The organism is Actinomadura rudentiformis, assembly GCF_008923185.1.
GTDB classification, from domain to species: Bacteria; Actinomycetota; Actinomycetes; order Streptosporangiales; family Streptosporangiaceae; genus Spirillospora; species Spirillospora rudentiformis.
The window spans coordinates 637,232-657,548 of sequence record NZ_WBMT01000001.1; the positions used below are offsets into that span (position 1 = coordinate 637,232).

The 20,317-nt window shown below is 69.4% G+C and carries 18 protein-coding genes; 9 read left to right on the top strand and 9 right to left on the bottom strand.

Going from position 1 to position 20,317, the window contains the following annotated elements; genetic code table 11:
• The first annotated feature begins 9 nt into the window (after window positions 1-9).
• The 4 genes from F8566_RS03065 to F8566_RS03080 all read left to right on the top strand — a co-directional run bounded on the left by F8566_RS03065 (window position 10) and on the right by F8566_RS03080 (window position 5,903).
• On the top strand, window positions 10-2,028 hold the full coding sequence (locus tag F8566_RS03065; protein WP_151557656.1) for a glycosyl hydrolase family 28 protein: 2,019 nt from the start codon (window positions 10-12) through the stop codon (window positions 2,026-2,028).
• Window positions 2,029-2,058: 30 nt separating this feature from the next.
• Window positions 2,059-3,699: a carbohydrate-binding protein gene (locus tag F8566_RS03070; RefSeq protein WP_225992811.1), complete on the top strand. Its 1,641-nt coding sequence runs from the start codon at window positions 2,059-2,061 to the stop codon at window positions 3,697-3,699.
• A complete protein-coding gene (locus F8566_RS52585; protein WP_151557658.1) occupies window positions 3,696-5,132 on the top strand; it encodes a cellulase family glycosylhydrolase in 1,437 nt (478 codons plus the stop codon). Before F8566_RS03070 ends, F8566_RS52585 begins: the two co-directional genes overlap by 4 nt.
• 129 nt (window positions 5,133-5,261) lie before the next feature.
• A complete protein-coding gene (locus F8566_RS03080) occupies window positions 5,262-5,903 on the top strand; it encodes a TetR family transcriptional regulator (protein ID WP_151557660.1) in 642 nt (213 codons plus the stop codon).
• A 13-nt stretch (window positions 5,904-5,916) separates the two neighbouring features.
• Here F8566_RS03080 and F8566_RS49625 read toward each other — a convergent pair whose 3' ends face one another.
• A complete protein-coding gene (locus F8566_RS49625) occupies window positions 5,917-6,072 on the bottom strand; it encodes a hypothetical protein (protein WP_192809482.1) in 156 nt (51 codons plus the stop codon).
• A gap of 120 nt (window positions 6,073-6,192) precedes the next feature.
• Here F8566_RS49625 and F8566_RS03085 point away from each other — a divergent pair, with 120 nt between their 5' ends.
• Window positions 6,193-7,161 carry a phosphotransferase family protein gene (locus F8566_RS03085; RefSeq protein ID WP_151557662.1) on the top strand — a complete coding sequence of 323 codons (969 nt, stop codon included), beginning with the start codon at window positions 6,193-6,195 and terminating at the stop codon, window positions 7,159-7,161.
• Here the strand turns inward: F8566_RS03085 and F8566_RS03090 are convergent, their stop codons facing one another.
• From F8566_RS03090 to F8566_RS03105, 4 genes are all read right to left on the bottom strand, one after another.
• The gene (locus tag F8566_RS03090; protein WP_151557664.1) at window positions 7,162-7,779 is read right to left on the bottom strand and encodes a class F sortase; all 618 of its coding nucleotides are present in this window, start codon (window positions 7,777-7,779) and stop codon (window positions 7,162-7,164) included.
• A complete protein-coding gene (locus tag F8566_RS03095; RefSeq protein ID WP_151557666.1) occupies window positions 7,766-8,257 on the bottom strand; it encodes a hypothetical protein in 492 nt (163 codons plus the stop codon). Before F8566_RS03095 ends, F8566_RS03090 begins: the two co-directional genes overlap by 14 nt.
• Before the next feature lie 252 nt (window positions 8,258-8,509).
• Window positions 8,510-11,299: a family 20 glycosylhydrolase gene (locus F8566_RS03100; RefSeq protein ID WP_151557667.1), complete on the bottom strand. Its 2,790-nt coding sequence runs from the start codon at window positions 11,297-11,299 to the stop codon at window positions 8,510-8,512.
• Between the two features lie 167 nt (window positions 11,300-11,466).
• Window positions 11,467-12,660, bottom strand: a complete 1,194-nt coding sequence (locus F8566_RS03105; protein ID WP_151557669.1) for an acyl-CoA dehydrogenase family protein — start codon at window positions 12,658-12,660, stop codon at window positions 11,467-11,469.
• A 53-nt stretch (window positions 12,661-12,713) separates the two neighbouring features.
• Here F8566_RS03105 and F8566_RS03110 point away from each other — a divergent pair, with 53 nt between their 5' ends.
• Entirely contained in the window at window positions 12,714-13,055 is a 342-nt protein-coding gene (locus F8566_RS03110) for a DUF6285 domain-containing protein (protein ID WP_151557671.1), read from the top strand.
• Between the two features lie 53 nt (window positions 13,056-13,108).
• Here the strand turns inward: F8566_RS03110 and mctP are convergent, their stop codons facing one another.
• From mctP to F8566_RS03125, 3 genes are all read right to left on the bottom strand, one after another.
• Window positions 13,109-14,704 carry a monocarboxylate uptake permease MctP gene (mctP, locus tag F8566_RS03115; RefSeq protein WP_151557673.1) on the bottom strand — a complete coding sequence of 532 codons (1,596 nt, stop codon included), beginning with the start codon at window positions 14,702-14,704 and terminating at the stop codon, window positions 13,109-13,111.
• Window positions 14,705-14,707: 3 nt separating this feature from the next.
• Entirely contained in the window at window positions 14,708-14,932 is a 225-nt protein-coding gene (locus tag F8566_RS03120) for a DUF3311 domain-containing protein (RefSeq protein WP_151557675.1), read from the bottom strand.
• Window positions 14,933-15,112: 180 nt separating this feature from the next.
• Complete coding sequence (locus tag F8566_RS03125; protein WP_151557676.1) at window positions 15,113-15,670, bottom strand: VOC family protein; 558 nt, start codon at window positions 15,668-15,670, stop codon at window positions 15,113-15,115.
• A 294-nt stretch (window positions 15,671-15,964) separates the two neighbouring features.
• Here F8566_RS03125 and F8566_RS03130 point away from each other — a divergent pair, with 294 nt between their 5' ends.
• From F8566_RS03130 to F8566_RS03135, 3 genes are all read left to right on the top strand, one after another.
• The gene (locus F8566_RS03130; protein WP_151557678.1) at window positions 15,965-18,115 is read left to right on the top strand and encodes an anthranilate synthase component I; all 2,151 of its coding nucleotides are present in this window, start codon (window positions 15,965-15,967) and stop codon (window positions 18,113-18,115) included.
• 93 nt (window positions 18,116-18,208) lie between these two features.
• Window positions 18,209-18,358 (top strand): GPGG-motif small membrane protein, encoded by a 150-nt coding sequence (locus F8566_RS49630; RefSeq protein WP_192809483.1) that lies wholly within the window; start codon window positions 18,209-18,211, stop codon window positions 18,356-18,358.
• 36 nt (window positions 18,359-18,394) lie between these two features.
• Window positions 18,395-19,315, top strand: a complete 921-nt coding sequence (locus F8566_RS03135; RefSeq protein ID WP_151557680.1) for an SDR family oxidoreductase — start codon at window positions 18,395-18,397, stop codon at window positions 19,313-19,315.
• Here F8566_RS03135 and F8566_RS03140 read toward each other — a convergent pair.
• On the bottom strand, window positions 19,306-20,283 hold the full coding sequence (locus F8566_RS03140; protein WP_151557682.1) for a helix-turn-helix transcriptional regulator: 978 nt from the start codon (window positions 20,281-20,283) through the stop codon (window positions 19,306-19,308). The two genes, F8566_RS03135 and F8566_RS03140, sit on opposite strands and share 10 nt — an antisense overlap.
• Between the last annotated feature and the right edge of the window lie 34 nt (window positions 20,284-20,317).

Sequence of the window (20,317 nt, forward strand, 5' to 3'; positions counted from 1 at the left end):
GAGTGACCCATGCGCAACCACCGCATCCCACCCCTGACGATTCTCGTCGCACTCGTCGCGGCGGCCGTCCTCGCCATCACCGTGACCGAGGTGGCCACCGCCTCGGTCACGCCCGCCGCCCAGACCGCGTCCGCCACCTCGACCACGTCCACGTCCGCGTCCACCACCACCGCCTCGGCCGTGCCCGCCGCCTCCGCGCGGGCGCCGATCACGTGCCCGTCCGGCGGGCCGTACAACGTACGGAGCTACGGCGCGACCGGCAACGGCTCGACCAATGACACAGGCGCCATCAACCGGGCCATCGACGCTGCGTCGGCCGCCGGCGGCGGGGTCGTGCGGTTCCCGGCGGGGACCTACCGGTCCGCGAATTCCATCCATATGAAGAGCAACATCACCATCCAACTGGACAGCGGCTCGACCATCCTTGGCTCACCCAACGACGACTACGACCCGCCCGAGCCGAACCCGAACGACGAGTACCAGGACTACGGCCACAGCCATTTCCACAACGCGATGATCTGGGGCGACCGGCTGTCGAACCTGTGCTTCACCGGTTCGGGCACCATCGACGGCGGCGGCCACCTCATCACCGGCAACCCGGACTCCGGTGAGGCCGACAAGATCATCTCCCTGACGCGTTGCGAGGGCTTGGACGTCAGCGGGATCACGCTGCGCCGCGGCGGGCACTTCGCCATGCTGACCAACGCCTGCAACGACATCTCCTCAGACCGGCTGCGCATCGACACCGCCAGCGACCGGGACGGCTGGAACGTCATCAACGCCCAGAACGTCACCATCACCAACGCCGACATCTCCGCCGACGACGACGCGCTGGCCTTCAAGAGCGACTGGGCGCTGGGCCGGACGTACGACAACGGCCACGTCACGGTCACCGACTCCCGGCTCTCGGCGGAATGCTGCAACGCGCTGATGTTCGGCTCGGAGACCTGCGGCGACTTCACCGACTACCGGTTCGAGCGGATCACGATCAACGGCTCGAACAAGTCGGGCCTCGGCATGGTCTCGATGGACGGGACGACGATCTCCGACGTCCACTACAAGGACATCAGCATGACCGACGTGCGCGGCGCGATCATGCAGAAGGTGGGCACCCGCAGACGATGCGGTGACAACCCTGGCGTCGGCCGCATCCAGAACATCACGTACGAGAACGTCACCTCGTCCGGCCAGAGCAGCACCAACTTCACCGCGACGCTGTGGGGCGAGTCGGGCGCGAACAACCGCATCCGCGACGTCACGTTCACCAACGTCGATCTCACCGTCCCGGGCGGGAACGGCTGCATGGGCACCGGCGTGCCCAGCAACGACCCGAACAACTACAACCCGGTGAGCATCGGGACGCGGCCCGCGTACGGCTGGTACATCCACAACGCCCACGACATCCGGTTCGTGGACAGCTCCGTGCAGTTCGTGAGCAACGACTGCCGTCCGGCGGTGATCGCCAACACCGGCGGCGGCGTCTCGTTCGAGCGCTTCACGGCCGAACGCGGCAGCAACAGTCCCTTCGACATGGGCTTCCAGTCCATCACCGGCTACTGCGTCGCCAACAGCTCCAACACCGGCGGCGGGGCACTGCGGACCAGCGCGACCGGCGGCTCCACCCAGGCGTGCGGCCCGGCGCCCGGCAACCGGTTCGAGGCCGAGAACGCGACGATCTCGCAGGGCGTGGTGGAGTCCAACCACGCCGGGTTCACCGGCAGCGGCTTCGTCAACTACACCAATGTCACGGGCTCGTACGTGGAGTTCACCGTGAACGCGGCGCAGGCGGGCAACGTGCCGCTCACCTTCCGCTTCGCCAACGGGACGACGGTCAACCGGCCGATGGACATCACCGTCAACGGCGTCCTGGCATCCGATGAGCTCGCGTTCCCGGGCACCGGCGCCTGGCCGAACTGGACCACCACAAGCATGACCGTCCCCCTCAACGCGGGCGCCAACACCATCAGAGCCACCGCCACGACGGCCAACGGCGGACCCAACCTCGACCATCTCGCCCTGCCCGGCTGATACCCGCCCGCCCCCGACCAGGAGGCCGTTGTGCCCTGTGCCTGGAGAACATGTGCCCGGAGAACCTCCGCGGCCCTGACCGCCCTCACCCTGCTGACCGCCTCCGGCGTCGTCGTGACCGGGAGGGCCGACGCGCTTGTCGCGTCGGCTCGGCCGGCCATCGCGCTGGAGAACGGACTCGCCCGCACACCCCCGATGGGGTTCAACAACTGGAACACCACCGCCTGCAGGCCGGAGTTCAACGAGGCGATGGTCAAGGCGATCGCTGACATCTTCGTCTCGCGAGGGCTCAAGGACGTCGGCTACGAATACGTCAACATCGACGACTGCTGGGCGGAGCCCCAGCGCGACGCGAACGGCGATCTCGTGCCTCACCGGACCCGGTTCCCGAACGGGATCAAGGCCGTCGCCGACTACGTGCACTCCAAGGGGCTCAAGTTCGGCATCTACACGTCGGCGGGCACCAAGACCTGCAACGGCGCGGGCGGGTTCCCCGGCGCTCTCAACAACGAGCAGCGAGACGCCGATCTCTTCGCGAGCTGGGGCGTCGACTACCTGAAGTATGACAACTGCAACAACCAGGGCGTGGATGCGCAGGTGCGCTACACGCGCATGCGTGACGCGCTCGCCAACACCGGCCGCCCCATCACCTACTCCATATGCGAATGGGGGAGGACCGGTCCGCCGCGCGTCTGGGAGTGGGGCAAGGACGTCGGCAACCTCTGGCGTACGACCGGCGACATCAGCGACAACTGGACCAGCATGATCGGCAAGGCGCAGGCCAACCGGAGCCTGGCGCGGTACGCGGGGCCGGGGCACTGGAACGACCCCGACATGCTGGAGGTCGGCAACGGCGGCATGACGCCGGCCGAGTACCGCACCCATTTCAGCCTCTGGGCCGTCATGGCAGCCCCGCTGCTGATCGGTTCCGACCTGCGCGAGGTGTCCGAGGACACGTTCACGATCCTCAAGAACACCGACGTCATCGCGGTCGACCAGGACAAGCTCGGCCGCCAGGCCACCGTCGTCAGCGCCTCCGGCGGCCACGTCGTCTACAGCAAGGTCCTGGCGAACGGGGATCGCGCCGTGGCCCTGTCCAACGAGACCACCGCCACGGCGACGATCGGCACGACGGCGGCCGCGATCGGGCTCGGCGGCTCGGCCTCCTACACGCTCAAGGATCTGTGGACCAAGTCGACCCGGAAGACCACCGGGGCAGTGAGCGCCTCCGTGCCCGGCCACGGCACCGTGCTCTACCGCGTGTCCCGGGGCGGCACATCCCAACGGTACGAGGCCGAGGACGCCACGTCCGTCAGCGGCAGCACCGTCGACCGCAACCACTCCGGCTACTCCGGCAAGGGATTCGTCAACACCCCCAATGCGACCGGCAGCTACGTGCAGTTCACGGTGAACGCGGCGCAGGCCGGCCGGCACACGCTGGCCTTCGACTACGCCCACGCGGGCACTGCCGACCGGCCCGCCTCCCTGAGCGTGAACGGGACGGCCGCCGGCACGGTCCCCTTCGCCCCCACCGGCGCGTGGAGCCTCTGGCGCACCGCCACGGCGGCAGTGAGCCTGAACGCGGGCGCCAACACGATCCGTCTCACCGCCACCGGTACGGGCGGCCTGCCGAACCTGGACTACCTCGACACCCTGGAGGTCGGATCATGAGAAGGCGAACGATCGCGCGCCTGACCGCCGTTCTCGCGACGGTGGCGCTGCTGGTGCCCGTGCGCGTCCCCGGCGCCTCGGGCAACGCCGCAGCGCCGACGCGGTACGAGGCGGAGAACGCCGCCATCTCGCAGGGGGTGGTGGAGTCCAACCACGCCGGGTACTCGGGGACCGGGTTCGTCAACGGCACCAACGCGACCGGCAGCCATGTGGAATGGTCGGTGAACGCGGCGTCCGCCGGGACCGCCACCATTGCGATCCGGTACGCCAATGGCACGACGTCGAACCGCCCAATGGACGTCACCGTGAACGGAACGGTGGTCTCCGCGGCCCGGGCGTTCGGCGGCACCGGTGCCTGGACCACCTGGGCCACCTCCACCCTCACCGCTCCGGTCAACGCGGGCGCCAACACGATCCGGCTGACCGCCACCACGGCGGCCGGCGGGCCCAACCTCGACTACCTCGATTTCGAGGTGGGCGGGTCTCCGAACCCCGGGACGCCGGTCCAGGCCAACGGACAGCTCAAGGTCTGCGGGACGAAGCTGTGCAACCAGCACGGCCAGCCGATCCAGCTGCGCGGCATGAGCAGCCACGGCCTCCAGTGGTACTACCAGTGCCTCAACACCGGCTCGCTCAACGCGCTGGCCCAGGACTGGAAGGCCGACGTCCTGCGGATCTCGATGTACATCCAGGAGGGCGGGTACGAGACCAACCCGCGCCTGTTCACCGACCGGGTGCACAACCTCATCGAGCAGGCCACGTCGCGCGGCATGTACGCGATCGTCGACTGGCACATGCTGAGCCCGGGCGACCCCCACCACAACCTGGCCAGGGCCAAGACGTTCTTCACCGAGATCGCCCAGCGGCACAACGGCAAGAACAACCTCCTCTACGAGATCGCCAACGAGCCGAACGGGGTGAGCTGGGCGAGGATCAAGAGCTATGCCGAGAACCTCATCCCGGTCATCCGCCAGCACGATCCCGACACCCCGATCCTGGTCGGGACCCGCGCGTGGTCGTCGCTCGGCGTGTCCGACGGGGCCGACGAGACCGAGATCGTCAACAGCCCGGTGAACGCGTCCAACATCATGTACACCTTCCACTTCTACGCGGCCTCGCACGGCTCGGAGTACCTGAGCACCCTGTCGCGAGCGGCCGACCGGCTGCCGGTGTTCGTGACCGAGTTCGGCACCCAGACGGCCTCGGGTGACGGCGGCAACAACTTCACCCGGTCGCAGCAGTACCTCGACCTGATGGCGAGCAAGAAGATCAGCTGGACGAACTGGAACTACTCCGACGACTCCCGGTCCGGGGCCGTCTTCAAGAGCGGCACGTGCCCGAACGGTCCCTGGACGGGGACCGCGCCGCTGAAGCCCGCCGGGGTCTGGGTGCGGGAGCGCACCATGACCGCGGACGAATTCCCCGCAGGCTGACCCGCGCGAGGTGCCGCCCCTGCAGCTCGGGGGCGGCACCGGCCTGTATTGGACATCACGTCAGTGACTCTGATCGCAGCGGCCACCATCGTGACGATCTCGGCACCGGCATGGCGTACGGTTCTCACCATGACGACTGCGGGGACGGCGAGTCCCGGGGCGCGACGCGACCCGGGACGGCGGCGTGCCCTGCTGGAGGCGGCCGACCGGGTCATCCAGCGCGAGGGGCCGGGGGCGTCCATGGCCTCGATCGCCGCCGAGGCGGGGATCAGCAAGCCCATCCTCTACCGGCACTTCGGCGACAAGAGCGGCCTTTACCAGGCACTGGCCGAGCGGCACACCCGCAAGCTGATCGAGGGTGTGCAGGAGGAGTTCTCCCGCGCCACCTCGGTCCGGGCCCGCACCCGGTCGACGATCGACACCTATCTGTCGACGATCTCGAACAACCTCAACCTCTACCGCTTCCTCATGCACCGGGCCAGCGCCGAGGACGCCGCCACGCACGGCGCGATGAGCACCATGATCCGGGGGCTCAGCCGGGAGCTGGCCGAGGTCATGATCGCCGAGAGTGAGCTCACGGACCGCACCCGCGCCTACGTGTGGGCCCACGCGGTCGTCGGGATGGTGCAGACCGCCGGGGACTGGTGGCTCGACCACGCCGACGAGGTGCCGCGCGAGACCGTGGTCGACAGCCTCGCCGACCTCATCCTGGGCGGGCTCCCGGCCGCCGCCGCGTCGTCCCACCAGGTCCTGGAACTGTTCAGCGAATAACCCGACCTGCGGGTCAGGCCGCCGGGAGCACGCTCTCGGCGACGTGCCGGGCGCGGTCCTCGGTCACTCCGGGCCTTTTGAGGGACACGAAACCCCCGAGCAACCGCTCGGCCTCTGCCTCGTTGTAGACGGGGATGACGACCGAGAGTTCGATCGTGGCTCTGTTCACATCCCGGGGACCACGGCGGCCAAGGAGACGGTTGTATGACGTAGGTCACATGCGCCGGGATGCCCGATCGCTGCCAGGATGGAAAGTGATCACTTATTTCTGATCGGGAGGAGGCCGGGGATGGAGCTGGAGCAGCTGGCCGACCCGCTCGCGGAGGTGCTCGCCGAGCGCTACGGCGCCGGTGTCCAGATTCGCGGGCTGCGCCGGGGCAGCGGCGGTGCCTCCCGGGTCACCTGCGGATTCGAGGCCGTCACCGCGGCCGGCGAGGCGCACCCGCTGATCCTCCGGCTCACCACCCAGGGCGTGATGGCGGGCGGTCCGCTGTCGCAGGAGGCCGCACTGATGCGCGCGGCGGGCGCGGCCGGTGTGCCCAGTCCCGAGGTGATCGCCGCCGGGGACGCCAGCAGTGAGCTCGGCGCTGAGTTCGTGGTGATGGAACGCGTGGAGGGCGAGACGATCCCGCGCAGGATCCTCCGCGATCCCGCGCTGGCGGACGTCCGGCCCCTGCTGGCAGGTCAGTGTGGCGAGGTCCTCGCGGCGATCCACCGCATCCCCGTCGCGAGCGTTCCGCAACTGGAGCAAACCGACCAGCTGGAGGCCTGGCAGGCCGTGCTGGACGCCATCGGTGAGCCGCATCCCGCGCTGGAGTTCGCGTTGCGCTGGCTGACCCGCAACCGCCCGCCAGCGCGCCGGTCGGTTGTAGTGCACGGCGACTTCCGCAACGGCAACCTGATCGTCGGCCCTGACGGCATCAGGGCGGTGCTCGACTGGGAGCTGGCCCACCTGGGCGACCCTCTTGAGGATCTTGGCTGGCTGTGCGTAAAGGCCTGGCGGTTCGGGGCCGAGCCTCCGGTCGGCGGGTTCGGCACGTACGACCAGCTGATCGAGGCGTACGAGAAGGCGGGTGGAGCCCAGGTGGACCGCGTGGCGCTGCGGTGGTGGGAGATGTTCGGCGTGGCGCGCTGGGCGATCATCTGCGTCATGCAGGCTCAGCGCCATCTCACCGGCGGCGAGCGCTCGGTGGAGCTCGCCGCGCTGGGACGCCGGGTCGCCGAGAACGAATGGGACCTGCTGCGGATGCTCCCGTGATCACCTGCCGCCGGCGAGGTGGGCGTAGACGATGACGTTGTCGCGGTAGGAGCGCTCGTGCTTGTCGTAGGAGCCGCCGCACGTCACCAGGCGCAGACCCGCATAGCGGACGTCTCCGTACACGCGGTCGCGCGGGAAGTCCCATTTGCGGATCTGCTCGACGGCGTCCACCCGGAACAGTGCCTTGGTCCCATCGCGGCGGAGCACCCTGATCCGCGCGCCCGGCCTCAGCCTATGGAGCTCGTAGAAGACCGCCGCGCCGTCCAGGTCGTCGTAATGGCCCAGCACCACCGCCGACCCCCGGCTGCCCGGTGCGGGACCGCGCTGATACCAGCCCGCGTGCCCCGAGTGCTCGAACGGCGGGACCTCCACGGTCCCGTCGTCCTTCTTGTCGAGCCGCATCACCGGCGCGTCCACGCCGATCTCCGGGATCTCCAGCCGCTCCGGCGGCGACGCCGGAAGCTCCGGGCCGTCCGGGATGTTCCAGATCGCCCGCGGCCCGCCCTGGTCGCGGTAGTCCGGCTGCTCGCGCGGCTCCTTCACGCCCTGGCCCACGGCCATGGCGCCGAACACCGCCAGGCCGACGGCGATCAGGTAGCCGCCGTTACTCTCGCCCACGTGCCCTGGACCGGAGCAGTGCCACGCCGCAGATGCCGACCGCGCCGGCCACCATGGCCAGCCCCAGCCCTGTCCAGGGAACTCCGGGCCCCTGGGTTCCACCTCCGCCGGTCCTGACCCAGCCGTCCGGCGGCTTGTGGTCGCGGTCCCTCGACTTGTGCCTCTCGATGGATATGCGCCCGGTCTGGGGGTAGCCGGACGGGACGCACTTGGAAATCACCGTGTACCGGCCTGGCTCGACCTGCTTGACCTTCGCCTGAATGCTGAAGTAACCCGTACTGACCGCGCCCCGGCCGCTCGCCGGACCCGAGACGCTGACGAACGAGTCGTTGTCCCTGCAGCCTCCCGACACGGTGATCGTGTCGCCTGGCCGTACCGTCCCAGGGTCGATCTCGAGGTCGTCGGCCCATGCCGCCGGTATCGCCAGCATGGTGCCCGCGAGCACCGCCGCGCAGATGGCGGCCGACCTGGTATGCACCCTGCTTCCCCCCGAGGCTCGTGGTGCGGCGACTCGTGGCGCCACGGGGGTGTGCCCCGCTCGGTGGTGATTCCCGGCGGGTGCCCGGCCAAGGCCGCGCTGGGGGGATCTTTAACGACTCTTACCGAGCTGAGAGGCCGGGCTGCCCTATTAGACAGCCAGCGCGGCTTGTCCCTTGATAGGGCGGCTGAGTGGGGGCTGTGGGAAGGCGGGGAGCCCGGCCTCTTTTCTTCTCTCTATCCGGTCACTGGATCATTGGAGGAGGTGCCATGACCGGGGCGAGAGGTCCGGTGCCTGTCCGGTGCTGGTGCCCTTCGCCGTGAAGATCTCTCCCTGGTGGGTCACCAGCGCGCCCGCCTGGTAGGTGGTGCCGCTCTGCCAGGCGGCCACGCCCACCGGCGAGATGCGGCTCGTCCGGCCGTCGGCGCTCCGTGTCCGGGTCAGCGCGGTCGGCCCGACCCGGACCGGGCCGGTGTACGGCCGCCAGCGCACGCCGTCGGTGGAGTACTCGATCGCCAGCCCGGGGTTGCGGACGTTGGCGGTGAGCATGCCGCCGGAGATCTTCGCGCCGGGCAGCGGGATGCGGTAGTTCACACCCTTGCCGCGCAGCCCGACCGGCTTGTAGAACGACAGCAGCGGGAAGGTCGCCTGCCCGAGCGTGTTGTTGAAGACGTCCCACGCGGCGAGCATCTCGGCGGTGCCGGGGGTCCTGCGGTTCCAGGCCCGCTCGGCCACGCCGAGGAGCTTGGGGTACGCCTGGTACTCGCGGATGTCGGGGGTCTTGCCGTTCTCGGCCCACAGCTGGGCTTCGAGCCCGAGGATGTTCTTCTTGCCGGCCTCGGTGAGCTTCACCCAGTTCGGGTCGGGAGTGAACGGGCCGCCCCAGCGCGTCTCGGTGGCGTTCGCGTACACGTTGAACGGCTGGTAGGTGAACGTGCTCTTCTCGTCCACATAGGCGGCCCAGTAGTAGCCGGGCTCGTCCGGGTCCTTGTTGTAGGCCAGGTCCATGTAGAGGTTCGTCGCGTGCGCGAGGATCACCGGCGTGCCCTCGTTGGCGAACCTGTAGGCCCAGTCCTCACGGCCCCAGCCCCAGACGTTCTGCCAGGGGAGCGGCGCGAAGTTCTTGAGCCGCAGGTCGCGGGTCGGGTCGGTGACGTCCTCCCAGCCCGCCGTGGTCTTGGCGACCTTCTGCGCGATGCCGTTCCACTTGGTGAAGAACAGGTCCGCGAGCTGCTCGCCGCTCTTGCCCGCCGTCTCGGGGTTCTTCTGGCAGGCGGGCGAGCCCGACCACCAGCCGGGGGGCGGCCCGGGCGGCTCGTCGCCACCGAGGTGGAACCGGTTGAGCGGGGCCTTGGCGTCCGCGTACATCTTCCCGACCTCGGTCACGACCTTGGTGAGGAACGCGTAGGTGCTCGGGATGCACGGGTTGACGAGGTTGTCGTTGTAGTACTGCACGCTGACGTGCTGCGAGGTGTCCGCCGGGTCGAGCAGGCGGTAGGTGTCGTCCTTGGTGCGCTGGTAGCGCCGCTCCATCGACTGCACGGCCGCGCGGGCGTGCGCCGGGAAGTTGAACTCGGGCACGACCTCGATGTGACGCTCGGTGGCGTAGGCGAGGATCTCCTTGAAGTCCCGCACCGAGTAGTGGCCGCTGCCCTTGCCGACGAAGTTGGACATCGACTGCTCGAAGCCCTGGTAGGCGGGGGTACGGCCGAGGTTGGCCTCCTTCTCGTCGCCGGGCTTGCCGGCGATGCCGTCACCGCGGCCGAGGTCGTTCACCGAGCCGAATCCCTGGTGCAGCGCGTTCTTCTCGGGCAGGTCAAGCGCCCGCTTTGAGCCGAAGCCGGTGAGCTCGGGCAGCCCTGGGATCTCCACCCGCCAGCCCTCGTCGTTGGTCACGCCGAAGTGCAGCCGGTTCATCTTGGTGAAGGCCATCAGGTCCAGGAACTTCTTGACGGTCTCCTTGGTCTCGAAGTGCCTGGCCACGTCGATGTGCAGGCCGCGGTAGCCGAACAGCGGCGCGTCGGCGACCGTCGCCCGCGGCACGGCGACGGTGCCCGTGCCGGCGACCTGGTACGCGGTGGCGGGGATCAGCTGCCGCAGGGTCTGGATGCCGTAGAGCACGCCGGCGCGATCGGTGCCGACGATCTCCACGCCCCTGCCGGAGCCGGTGAGGATGTAGCCCTCGGCGTCGGCCTTGCCGTCGCGGTCGACGTCCAGCTTCGGGTCGAGGCGCAGCGAGATGGGCGCGCCGCCGCCCTTGGCCACGTCGCGCAGCGCCGACCTCAGGTATCCCGCCTCACCGCGCAGCGCAGCCGCGGCGTTGATGGGCGAGGAACCGCCGATTCGCACGGTGCCGCCGGTGGCGGTCGCCGACAGCGGCTGCGGCAGGATCCGTTGCTGGAGCGTCAACTGCCGTTTGCCGGAGGTGTTCTCGGCGAACCGGGTGGCCGCGGACTGCACCGGGCGCACGTCGCCGGAGAAGGCCTTGGTCTGCTTCGGGTCGGCCGGGTCGAGCAGGGTCTTGGACGGCACCCACCGGGGCTTTCCGTCGCCGTACGCGATGCTCCATCCGGCGGGCCCGTCCGTTTTGTGGGTCGCCCAGAGCTCGATGTTCATGTCGATCGTGCGGCGTTCGCCGGGCGCCACCGGCCTGAACGTGGCCGTCGGCTTGAGCGCGTAGAAGTCGCCGCTCTGGGCCCTGTCCGCACGGGCGACGGACAGTCCCTGGTCGGCGAGCTGCTTGCGCGCGATGTCGCCCGCGGCGCCGGTGAGGACGGCGGCGGGCTGGCGGACGGAGCTGAAGTACATCGTCCATCCACCGGCGAGCGCGCACCGGCGGTCGCCGTTGGCGAGGGTCAGCCGCGCCGGGAAGTAGCTGGCGTCGGTGACGGTGTGGTCGGCCGGCTGGTAGGTCATCAGCAGGTCGCGGGCGTCCGGGGCGCAGGCCGCGGACGCGGCGAGGGGGGTGGAGGCCACGGTGAACGTCGCGGCGAGCGCGGCGACGGCCGTGGCGGCGGCTGCGGATCTGTTGGGGGTCTTCATGGCAGCGTGAACCGCTCTCCTGGAATCGGCGTCGATCTCAGCGGCATGAATCGAATAGGAAAGTAACCTATCTATTTGCCGTGGGCCCAGCGCCTGATCCGGCCACCCGGAAAAGCGCAGGCCGGAGGGCTGGCCGGAGCCGGTCATCAGGGAGATCTTGACGGCGCTCAGCGCAGGCCGAACTCCCAGTTGCGGCCTTCCTTGTACTCCTTGAGGATCCGCCGCGCGGTCGTGGTCACGTGGACCTCGTCCGGGCCGTCGAAGATGCGCCCGGCGCGGGCGTGCCGGTACATGTGGTCGAGCGGCGTGTCGGGGGTCAGCCCCTGCGCCCCGTACACCTGGATGGCGCGGTCGATGACGTTGTGCAGCATGCGCGCCGCGGCCACCTTGATGACCCCGATCTCCACGCGTGCCTGGTCGCCCTCGTCGATCTTGTGGGCGGCGTGCAGGGTGAGCAGCCGCGACGACTGGATCTCGGTGTACGAGTCGAACACGTGCTGCTGCATGAGCTGCTTCTTGGCGAGCGGCTCGCCGAAGGCGGTGCGCTCGTGCAGCCGCGCGCACATGAGGTCGAACGCGCGCTGCGCCTGCCCCAGGAAACGCATGCAGTGGAAGATCCGGCCGGGCCCGAGGCGTTCCTGGGCGATGACGAAGCCGTGCCCGCGCGGCCCCAGCAGGTTGTCCTTCGGCACCCGCACCTCGTCGTACAGCACCTCGCAGTGGGCGCCGTCCAGGCCGAGCACCGGGGTGTCGCGCACGATCGTGTAACCGGGGGTGTCGGTCGGCACGAGGATCATGCTGAACGACAGGTAGGGAGAGGTGCCCTCGGGCTCGGTCCGGCACATGACCGTCGTGTACGCGGCGCGGCTCGCGAGCGTGGTGAACCACTTGCGGCCCCGGATCACCCACTCGTCCCCCTCCAGGGTGGCGGTGGTGGTGAGCTGCGTCGGATCGGAGCTGGAGATCCCGGGCTCGGTCATCGCGAAGCTCGGGTTGATCTCCGCCTGCACCAGCGGCTTGAGGAACCGGTCGCGCTGCGGCTCGCTCGCGTACCGGTGGAGCATCAGCGAGTCCTGGAGCGTGTAGGTGCCGAGCGCGAGCTGGCCGAACTCACTCCGTCCCTGCACCTCGTTGACGTACACGTAGTCGAGGAACGGAAGTCCCCCGCCGCCGAGCTCCTTCGGATGGCCGAGCGCCCACAACCCCTCGGACTTGACCTGCCGCTGGAGATCGGCGAGGGTCTCGGCGGCCTCCTCCCCGCCGCTTTGCAACACCGGCTCGGCGGGCTCGACCCGTTCGGTCATGAAGGCGTGGACGGCGTCGCGGATCGGCCGGACGGACGCGGGCACCTCAAAGCTCATGATCCCTCCTCGGGTCTAGAATCGCATTCTGTCCTGGATCGAGGAGATGCGCGATGGCCCAGCCCCACGACGCCCCGACCGCCGCCGAGCTCGTCGCCGCCGTCCGGGAGTTCCTCGAACGCGACGTGCTGGGCTCGCTGGAGGGCCGGACGCGCTTCCACGGCCTGGTCGCCGTCAACGTTCTCGGGATGGTCGAGAGAGAACTGGATCTCGGCGCGGCACAGGATCAGGCCCATGCCGCGCGGCTCGCCGAGCTGGGATTCGCAGACGACGCGGAGCTCGCCGCCGCGATCCGGGAAGGGTGGCTGGACGGCCGGTACGAGGAGCTCAAATCCGCACTCCTCGACGCCACGCGCGACAAGCTCGCGGTGGCCAACCCCTCGTACAGAAGCTGAGCCCGGGCGCCCCCGCGTAGGGGGCGCCCGGGCTCAGGGGATCACGCCCGGGATCAGGTGGAGCCGGTGAGCTCCAGCTCCTTGACCTTCGGGTCGCCCGCGTCGGCGACGTAGTCGTCCGACTTGGTGGCGTCGTCGCCGTCCTTGACCTTGGCGGCCTTGAGGATCAGCGTGCCGAGGATGGCCACGAGCAGGTTGAGCGCCAGGGCCAGGACGCCGACGTAGATCGTCATCTTGGTGTCGAAGCCCAGCTCGCTCAGGTTGTAGGCCGAGCCGCCGAAGTGCTTCTTGCCCTTGAGCGGGTTCGGGATCTCGTACAGCAGCCACATGCCCCACGCCAGGCCGGCCGCCCAGCCCGCGATCAGCGCGCCACGGTGGAACCAGCGGGTCATCAGGCCGAGCGCCACCGCCGGCAGCGTCTGCAGGATGATCACGCCGCCGATGAGCTGCAGGTCGATGGAGAACTGCGGGTCCAGCAGCAGGATGCACGCGACCGCGCCGACCTTGACGACCAGCGAGACCAGCTTGCTGACCGTGGCCTCCTGCTTCTCGGTCGCGTCCTTGCGGATGTACTCCTTGTAGATGTTCCGCGTGAACAGGTTGGCCGCGGCGATCGACATGATCGCGGCGGGGACCAGCGCGCCGATGCCGATCGCGGCGTACGCCACCCCGGTGAACCAGCTCGGGAACATCTGGTCGAAGAGCACCGGCACCACGGTGTTGCTGTCGGTGCCGATCGGCTTGGTCCCGGCGGCGATGGCCATGAAGCCCAGCAGCGCGATCAGGCCGAGCACGAGGCTGTAGGCGGGCAGCGCCGCCATGTTCCGCTTGATGACGTTGCGGTCCTTGCTGGCCAGCACCCCGGTGATGCTGTGCGGGTAGAGGAACAGCGCCAGCGCTGAGCCGAAGGCGAGCATGGCGTAGTTGAGCTGGTTGGCGCCGTTCAGCAGGGTGCCGTCGCCGGGGTTGGGGGTCGCGGCGAACTTCTTCTCGGCCGCGTCGAAGATGTCGCCCCAGCCGCCGAGCTTGCTCGGGATGTAGAGCACCGCGACGATGATCACCAGGTAGATCAGCACGTCCTTGACGAACGCGATGAGCGCGGGCGCCCGCAACCCGGACTGGTAGGTGTAGGCGGCCAGGATCGCGAACGCGATGATGATCGGCAGATGGCCGGTCACGCCCATCGCCTTGAGAACGGCCTCGATGCCGATCAGCTGCAGCGCGATGTAGGGCATCGTCGCGACGATGCCGGTGATCGCCACCAGCAGCGCCAGCGTGGGGGAGCCGAACCGGGCCCGCACGAAGTCGGCCGGGGTCACGAAGCCGTGCACGTGCGACACCGACCAGAGCCGGATCAGCACGAGGAAGACCAGGGGGTACACGACGATCGTGTACGGCACGGCGTAGAAGCCCATGGCGCCCGCGCCGAACACCAGCGCCGGAACCGCGACGAAGGTGTAGGCGGTGTAGAGGTCACCGCCGATCAGGAACCAGCTGATCCAGGAGCCGAAGTTGCGGCCGCCCAGGCCCCACTCGTCCAGGCTGTCCATCGTGGCCGGCCGCCGCCAGCGCGCCGCCACGAAGCCCATACCGCTGACGAGCAGGAAGAGGAAGCCGAAAATGATCAACTCGGTGAGGTGGTCCTTCATCGGTCAGTCCTCCTTCCGCTTGGTCATCCGGTAGACGATCAGCGTGGTGACCACGCCCAGGGGGATGAAGGCGAGCTGCATCCAGTAGAAGGCGGGGAAGCCGGCCAGCCGGGGCTCCTCCTTGTTGAACAGCAGCGTCAGCAGGGGGATGACGATGGGGACCAGCAGCAGCCAGTTCCAGTGGCTGCGGTCGGTCCGCCGCGTCTCCGGCGGTTCTTGCGAGGCCAAGGGATCCTCCTCGTACCGTGCTCATACACGACCTGTCCACATTGTGAGACAGGTCACGCTCAGGGGTGAGTCGGGCGGAGCCTACCTTCTCCCTGGTCACAGGCAGATATCGGACACGGTACGAGTTGGGTGGATCGGTCCAACACATCAGGATCCGGATCCCGTTTCGGGTGATCCGGTTCAGACGGTCCGGTCCGCCGCCGTCTTCGGCTCGTGCCGGACGTCCTCGGGCCGGTCCAGCTCGCGGAGCCAGCAGGCGAACTCCACCAGGACCCCGTCGGGGTCCTTGAAGTAGATCGACCGCACGAAGACCCCTTCGTGTACGTCCTTGGCGACGCCGAACTCGCTGTCGTCGTGGTTGAGCAGTACGCCGACGTCGATCCCCTTGGCCACGAGCTTGTCGCGGTACTCCTCGATCTTCTCCGGCGGCACGTCGAAGGCGATGTGGTTCATCGAGCCGACCGCCGACAGCAGCTCCCCGCGGTCGGGGAGGGTCTTGGGCGCCGACACGCCGGGCACGGGGTCGGGGGCGTCGGGGAACCAGAAGAACGCCAGCGCGTTGCCGCCGCCGCAGTCGAAGAAGAAGTGCTGGCCCCAGCCCATCGGGAGCTCGATCGTCTTGATCAGCGGCATGCCGAGGACGCCGGAGTAGAAGTCGACCGTGCGCTTCATGTCGCTGCAGACGAGCGCCACGTGGTTGACTCCGCGCAGTTCGAACTCGGTGTTGTCGCCGGTCATGAGTGGGAGCTCCCGTGCCGTAAGTGGTCCCTTGCATCCATCATGGCAAGCCCGGCCGGAATTGAGAACCCTGGCAGGCCGGCCGGCGGCACGCCGGGGACGGCCGGGCCGCTCGACCCCCGGGCGCGGACCCGGTAAGCTCGCCGCATGCGAATCGGGACCCACCAGTGGTGGTGGCGCCGCTGAGGCGGAGCCAGATTCGTGCTTGCTCGAACTTCCAGGCGACCGCCCTCACCCGGCGGTCGTTTTCCGTTTCCGCCGGTGTGCAGGGCCTGACGACGAGGGGCCACCGCGGTGGAGAACGACCGATATCAACCGCAGACCAGCGGGTTCGTGACAGCCGGGGGCGTACGGGTCACCCGTACGGCGACACCGGTCGATCCCGAGCGCAAATCCGACGTGCTCAACGCCCTCGTCGCGGCCGTGGGGGAGCGGCGCGGCGGCGTGCTCAGCTCCGGCATGGAGTACCCCGGCCGCTACAGCCGCTGGCACATGGCCTACCTCGATCCCTGCCTGGAGATCGTCGCGCGGGGCCGGGTGCTGACGGCGCGGGCGCTCAACGGCCGCGGCGAGGTGGTGCTCCCGGCGCTCGCGGGCGTCCTGCGCGGCACCGGGGAGGTCCGGGCCGACGAGCGGGACCGGTTCGAGGTCTTCATCCCGCCGACCGAGGAGTTCTTCACCGAGGAGGAACGCAGCCGGCAGCCCACCGTCTTCACCGCGATCCGCGCGATCGTCGACCTGTTCCGGTGCGACGACCCGCATCTCGGGCTGTACGGGGCGTTCGGCTACGACCTCTCGCTGCAGTTCGAGCCGCTCCGGCTCAGTCTGGAGCGGCCCGCCGACCAGCGTGACCTGGTGCTGCACCTCGCCGACGAGATGGTGGTCGTCGACCGCAAGCTGGAGGTCTCGCACCGCATGTCGTACGACTTCACGGTCGGCGACGCGAGCACCGCCGGGCTGCCGCGCGAGACCGAGCCGACCCCGACGGTGGTCGCCGCCGAGCTGCCGCCCCAGCCGGTGCCGGGCGTCTACGCGCAGATGGTGCGGGAGGCGAAGGACAAGTTCATCCGCGGTGACCTGTTCGAGGTGACCCCCGGCCACGCGATGTACGGGCGGTGCGACTCACCCTCGGCGTTCTTCGAGCGGCTGCGCGAGACCAACCCCGCGCCGTACGAGTTCCTGTTCAACCTCGGCGACGGCGAGTACCTCGTCGGCGCCTCCCCGGAGATGTTCGTCCGCGTCAGCGGAGACCGGGTGGAGACGTGTCCCATCGCGGGCACGATCCGGCGCGGCGCGGACGCGCTGGAGGACGCCGAGCAGATCCGGACCATCCTGACCTCGCTCAAGGACGAGTCCGAGCTGACGATGTGCACCGACGTCGACCGCAACGACAAGTCGCGGATCTGCGTGCCGGGCAGCATCAAGGTGCTGGGCCGCAGGCAGATCGAGCTCTACTCGCGCCTGATCCACACCGTCGACCACATCGAGGGGCGGCTGCGTCCCGGCTTCGACGCCCTCGACGCGTTCCTGACCCACATGTGGGCGGTCACCGTCACCGGCGCGCCCAAGACCTGGGCGATGCAGTTCATCGAGGACCACGAGGAGTCGCCGCGGCGCTGGTACGGCGGGGCGGTCGGGTTCGTCGGCTTCGACGGCTCGATGAACACCGGCCTCACGCTCCGTACCGCCCAGATCCGCGACGGCGTCGCGACCGTCCGCGCCGGGGCCACCCTGCTGTACGACTCCGACCCGGACGAGGAGGAGCGCGAGACGCACCTCAAGGCCAGCGCCCTGCTGCGCGCGCTCGAACACGGCCAGGACGCGCCCGGTGAACACGAGACCGAGGCGGCGGAAAGGCCCGGCGACGGCGTGAAGGTGCTGCTGGTCGACCACGAGGACTCGTTCGTCAACACCCTCGCCGACTACTTCCGCCAGAAGGGCGCCGACGTGGTCACCCTGCGGCACGGGTTCCCGGTCCGGATGCTGGACGAGCACGCCCCCGACCTGGTCGTGCTGTCACCCGGCCCGGGCCGGCCGGAGGACTTCGACACGGCGAGCCTGCTCGACGCCCTGGACGCGCGCGACCTGCCGGTCTTCGGCGTCTGCCTCGGCCTGCAGGCGATGGTCGAGCACGCGGGCGGCGAGCTGTCGCTGCTGCCCGAGCCCGCCCACGGCAAGCCGGGACAGGTGCGGGTGACCGGCGGAGCGATCCTCGGCGGGCTGCCGGAGGAGTTCACCGCCGCCCGCTACCACTCCCTGCACGCCAAGCCCGAGCAGGTGAAGGGCTTCCAGATCACGGCCCATATCGGGGACGTGGTGATGGCGATCGAGGATCCTGGACGCAAACGCTGGGCGGTGCAGTTCCACCCCGAGTCGATCCTCACCGCAGCGGGGCGGTCCGGCCATCGCATCGTGGCCAATGTGCTGGAACTCTGCAAGAAGTAGGGGTCTGCACAAAAGTAGGGCCTCTGCCGGAATTAGGGTGTGACCGGAAATGCAGGCCGGTTTGCGGGGTCCCCGCGCGGGGACCCCGCCGCCATGTTGACACTACTCTGGCTCATAGCGGTGATCATGATCATCGCAGGCATCTACGTCATCATCGCCCGGCGCGAACTGCTGTTCGGGATCATCCTCATCGTCCTCGGCTTCCTCGTCGGCCCCGGCGGGGTGAGCATCTTCAATCCCTGACCGGACCTGACAGGTATTCCTGCCAGCCTCGTTCCCATGAGTGAAAGAGCGCTGGCAGGAAAGATCGCACTGGTGGCGGGGGCCACCCGCGGTGCGGGCCGTGGCATCGCCGTCGAGCTGGGCGCCGCGGGGGCGACCGTGTACGTGACGGGTCGCACGACCCGCGAGAGCCGGTCGGAGATGAACCGGCCGGAGACCATCGAGGAGACCGCGGAGCTCGTCACCGCCGCCGGCGGGACGGGCATCGCGGTCCAGGTCGACCATCTGGAGATCGACCAGGTCGACCGGCTCGTCCGGCGGATCGACGAGGAGCAGGGCCGTCTCGACGTCCTCGTCAACGACGTCTGGGGCGCCGACCATCTCTTCGAGTTCGGCAGCGCCCTGTGGGAGCACTCCCTGGAGAACGGGCTGCGGCTGCTCAAGCTGGCGATCGAGACGCACGTCATCACCAGCCACCGCGCGCTGCCGCTGCTGATCAGGAACCCCGGCGGGCTGGTCGTGGAGGTCACCGACGGCACCGCCGAGACCAACGCCGAATATCGCAAGGAGTCGGGCTACTTCTACGACCTCGCCAAATGGACGGTGATCCGGATGGGGCTCGGGCAGGCCGCCGAGCTCGAACCGCACGGATGCACCGCCGTCTCGGTCACGCCCGGCTGGATCCGTTCCGAATCCATGCTGGAGACCTTCGGCGTCACCGAGGACGACTGGCTCGACGGCGCGAAGAAGAGCCCGCATTTCGCCATCTCCGAATCGCCCGCGTTCGTGGGGCGTGCCATCGCTGCGCTCGCGGCCGATCCGGACCGGCACCGGTGGAGCGGGCAGTCGCTGTCCAGCGGCGGGCTGGCGCAGGTGTACGGCTTCACCGACATCGACGGCAGCCGGCCGGACGCCTGGCGCTACATCGCCGAGGTCGCGAACGCGGGGAAGCCCGCCGACACGACCGGCTACCGGTAGAGCGGCTGTCGGTAAAGGGCGGCGAGCCGGGCGGCGGTCTCGCGCATGCGGTCCCGCAGCTCCACCGGCTCCAGGATCTCGATCTCCGGGCCGAGACGCAGCAGTTCGGTGTACGCGACGTCTGGCGACTCGACGGGCAGGCGGGTGGTGACCCAGCCCTGCTCGTCGGGTTCGCCCGCCTCCTCGGCGGCCCGCTGTGCGGCGTACGGCTCCACGTTGTATCTGAGCCGCCGCAGCCCCAACGGGCTCAGCCGGACGGTGATCTCCTCGCGGAGCATGGACCGCAGGAACGCGGCCGCCTGTCCGGCCCAGTAGCCGGACAGGTCGAAGCCCTCGTCACGGTCGAACATCTCGCCCACCGGCTCGACCGCGGTGATCCGGTCGACCCGGTAGGTGCGGTGGCCGTCGCCGACATGGCCGATCAGGTACCAGGTCCCGTTCTTGAGCACGAGCCCGTACGGCTCGACGACGCGGGTCACCTCGTCCTGCTTCCGGTAGCGGAGCTCCACGGTCTCGTCGCCCCACACCGCCTGCGCCAGCCGCGCCAGCAGCGGCGGCGGGTCGGCGTTGCCGAACCACCCGGGCGCGTCCAGATGGAAGCGCTGCCCGGCGCGCGCGGACGCGTCACGGAACGGCGCGGGGAGTGCCGCCAGCACCTTGAGCTGCGCCGCTCCGACCGCGTCGGCCAGTCCCATGTCCCCGGCGGGCCCGGGCAGGCCCGACAGGAAGAGGGCCTCGGCCTCCTCGCGGCTCAACCCGGTCAGCCGCGTCCGGTAGCCGCCCACCAGCCGGTAGCCGCCGTTGCGGCCCTGCTCGGCGTAGACCGGCACCCCCGCGGCCGACAGCGCCTCGACGTCCCGGTAGACGGTACGTTCGGAGACCTCCAGCTCCTCGGCCAGCTGCCCGGCCGTCATCGTGCCGCGGGCCTGCAGGAGCAGGACGAGTGAGATCAACCGGGCGGCGCGCATGGGCCCATCTTGACGCAGCACGGCGGGGGCTGCC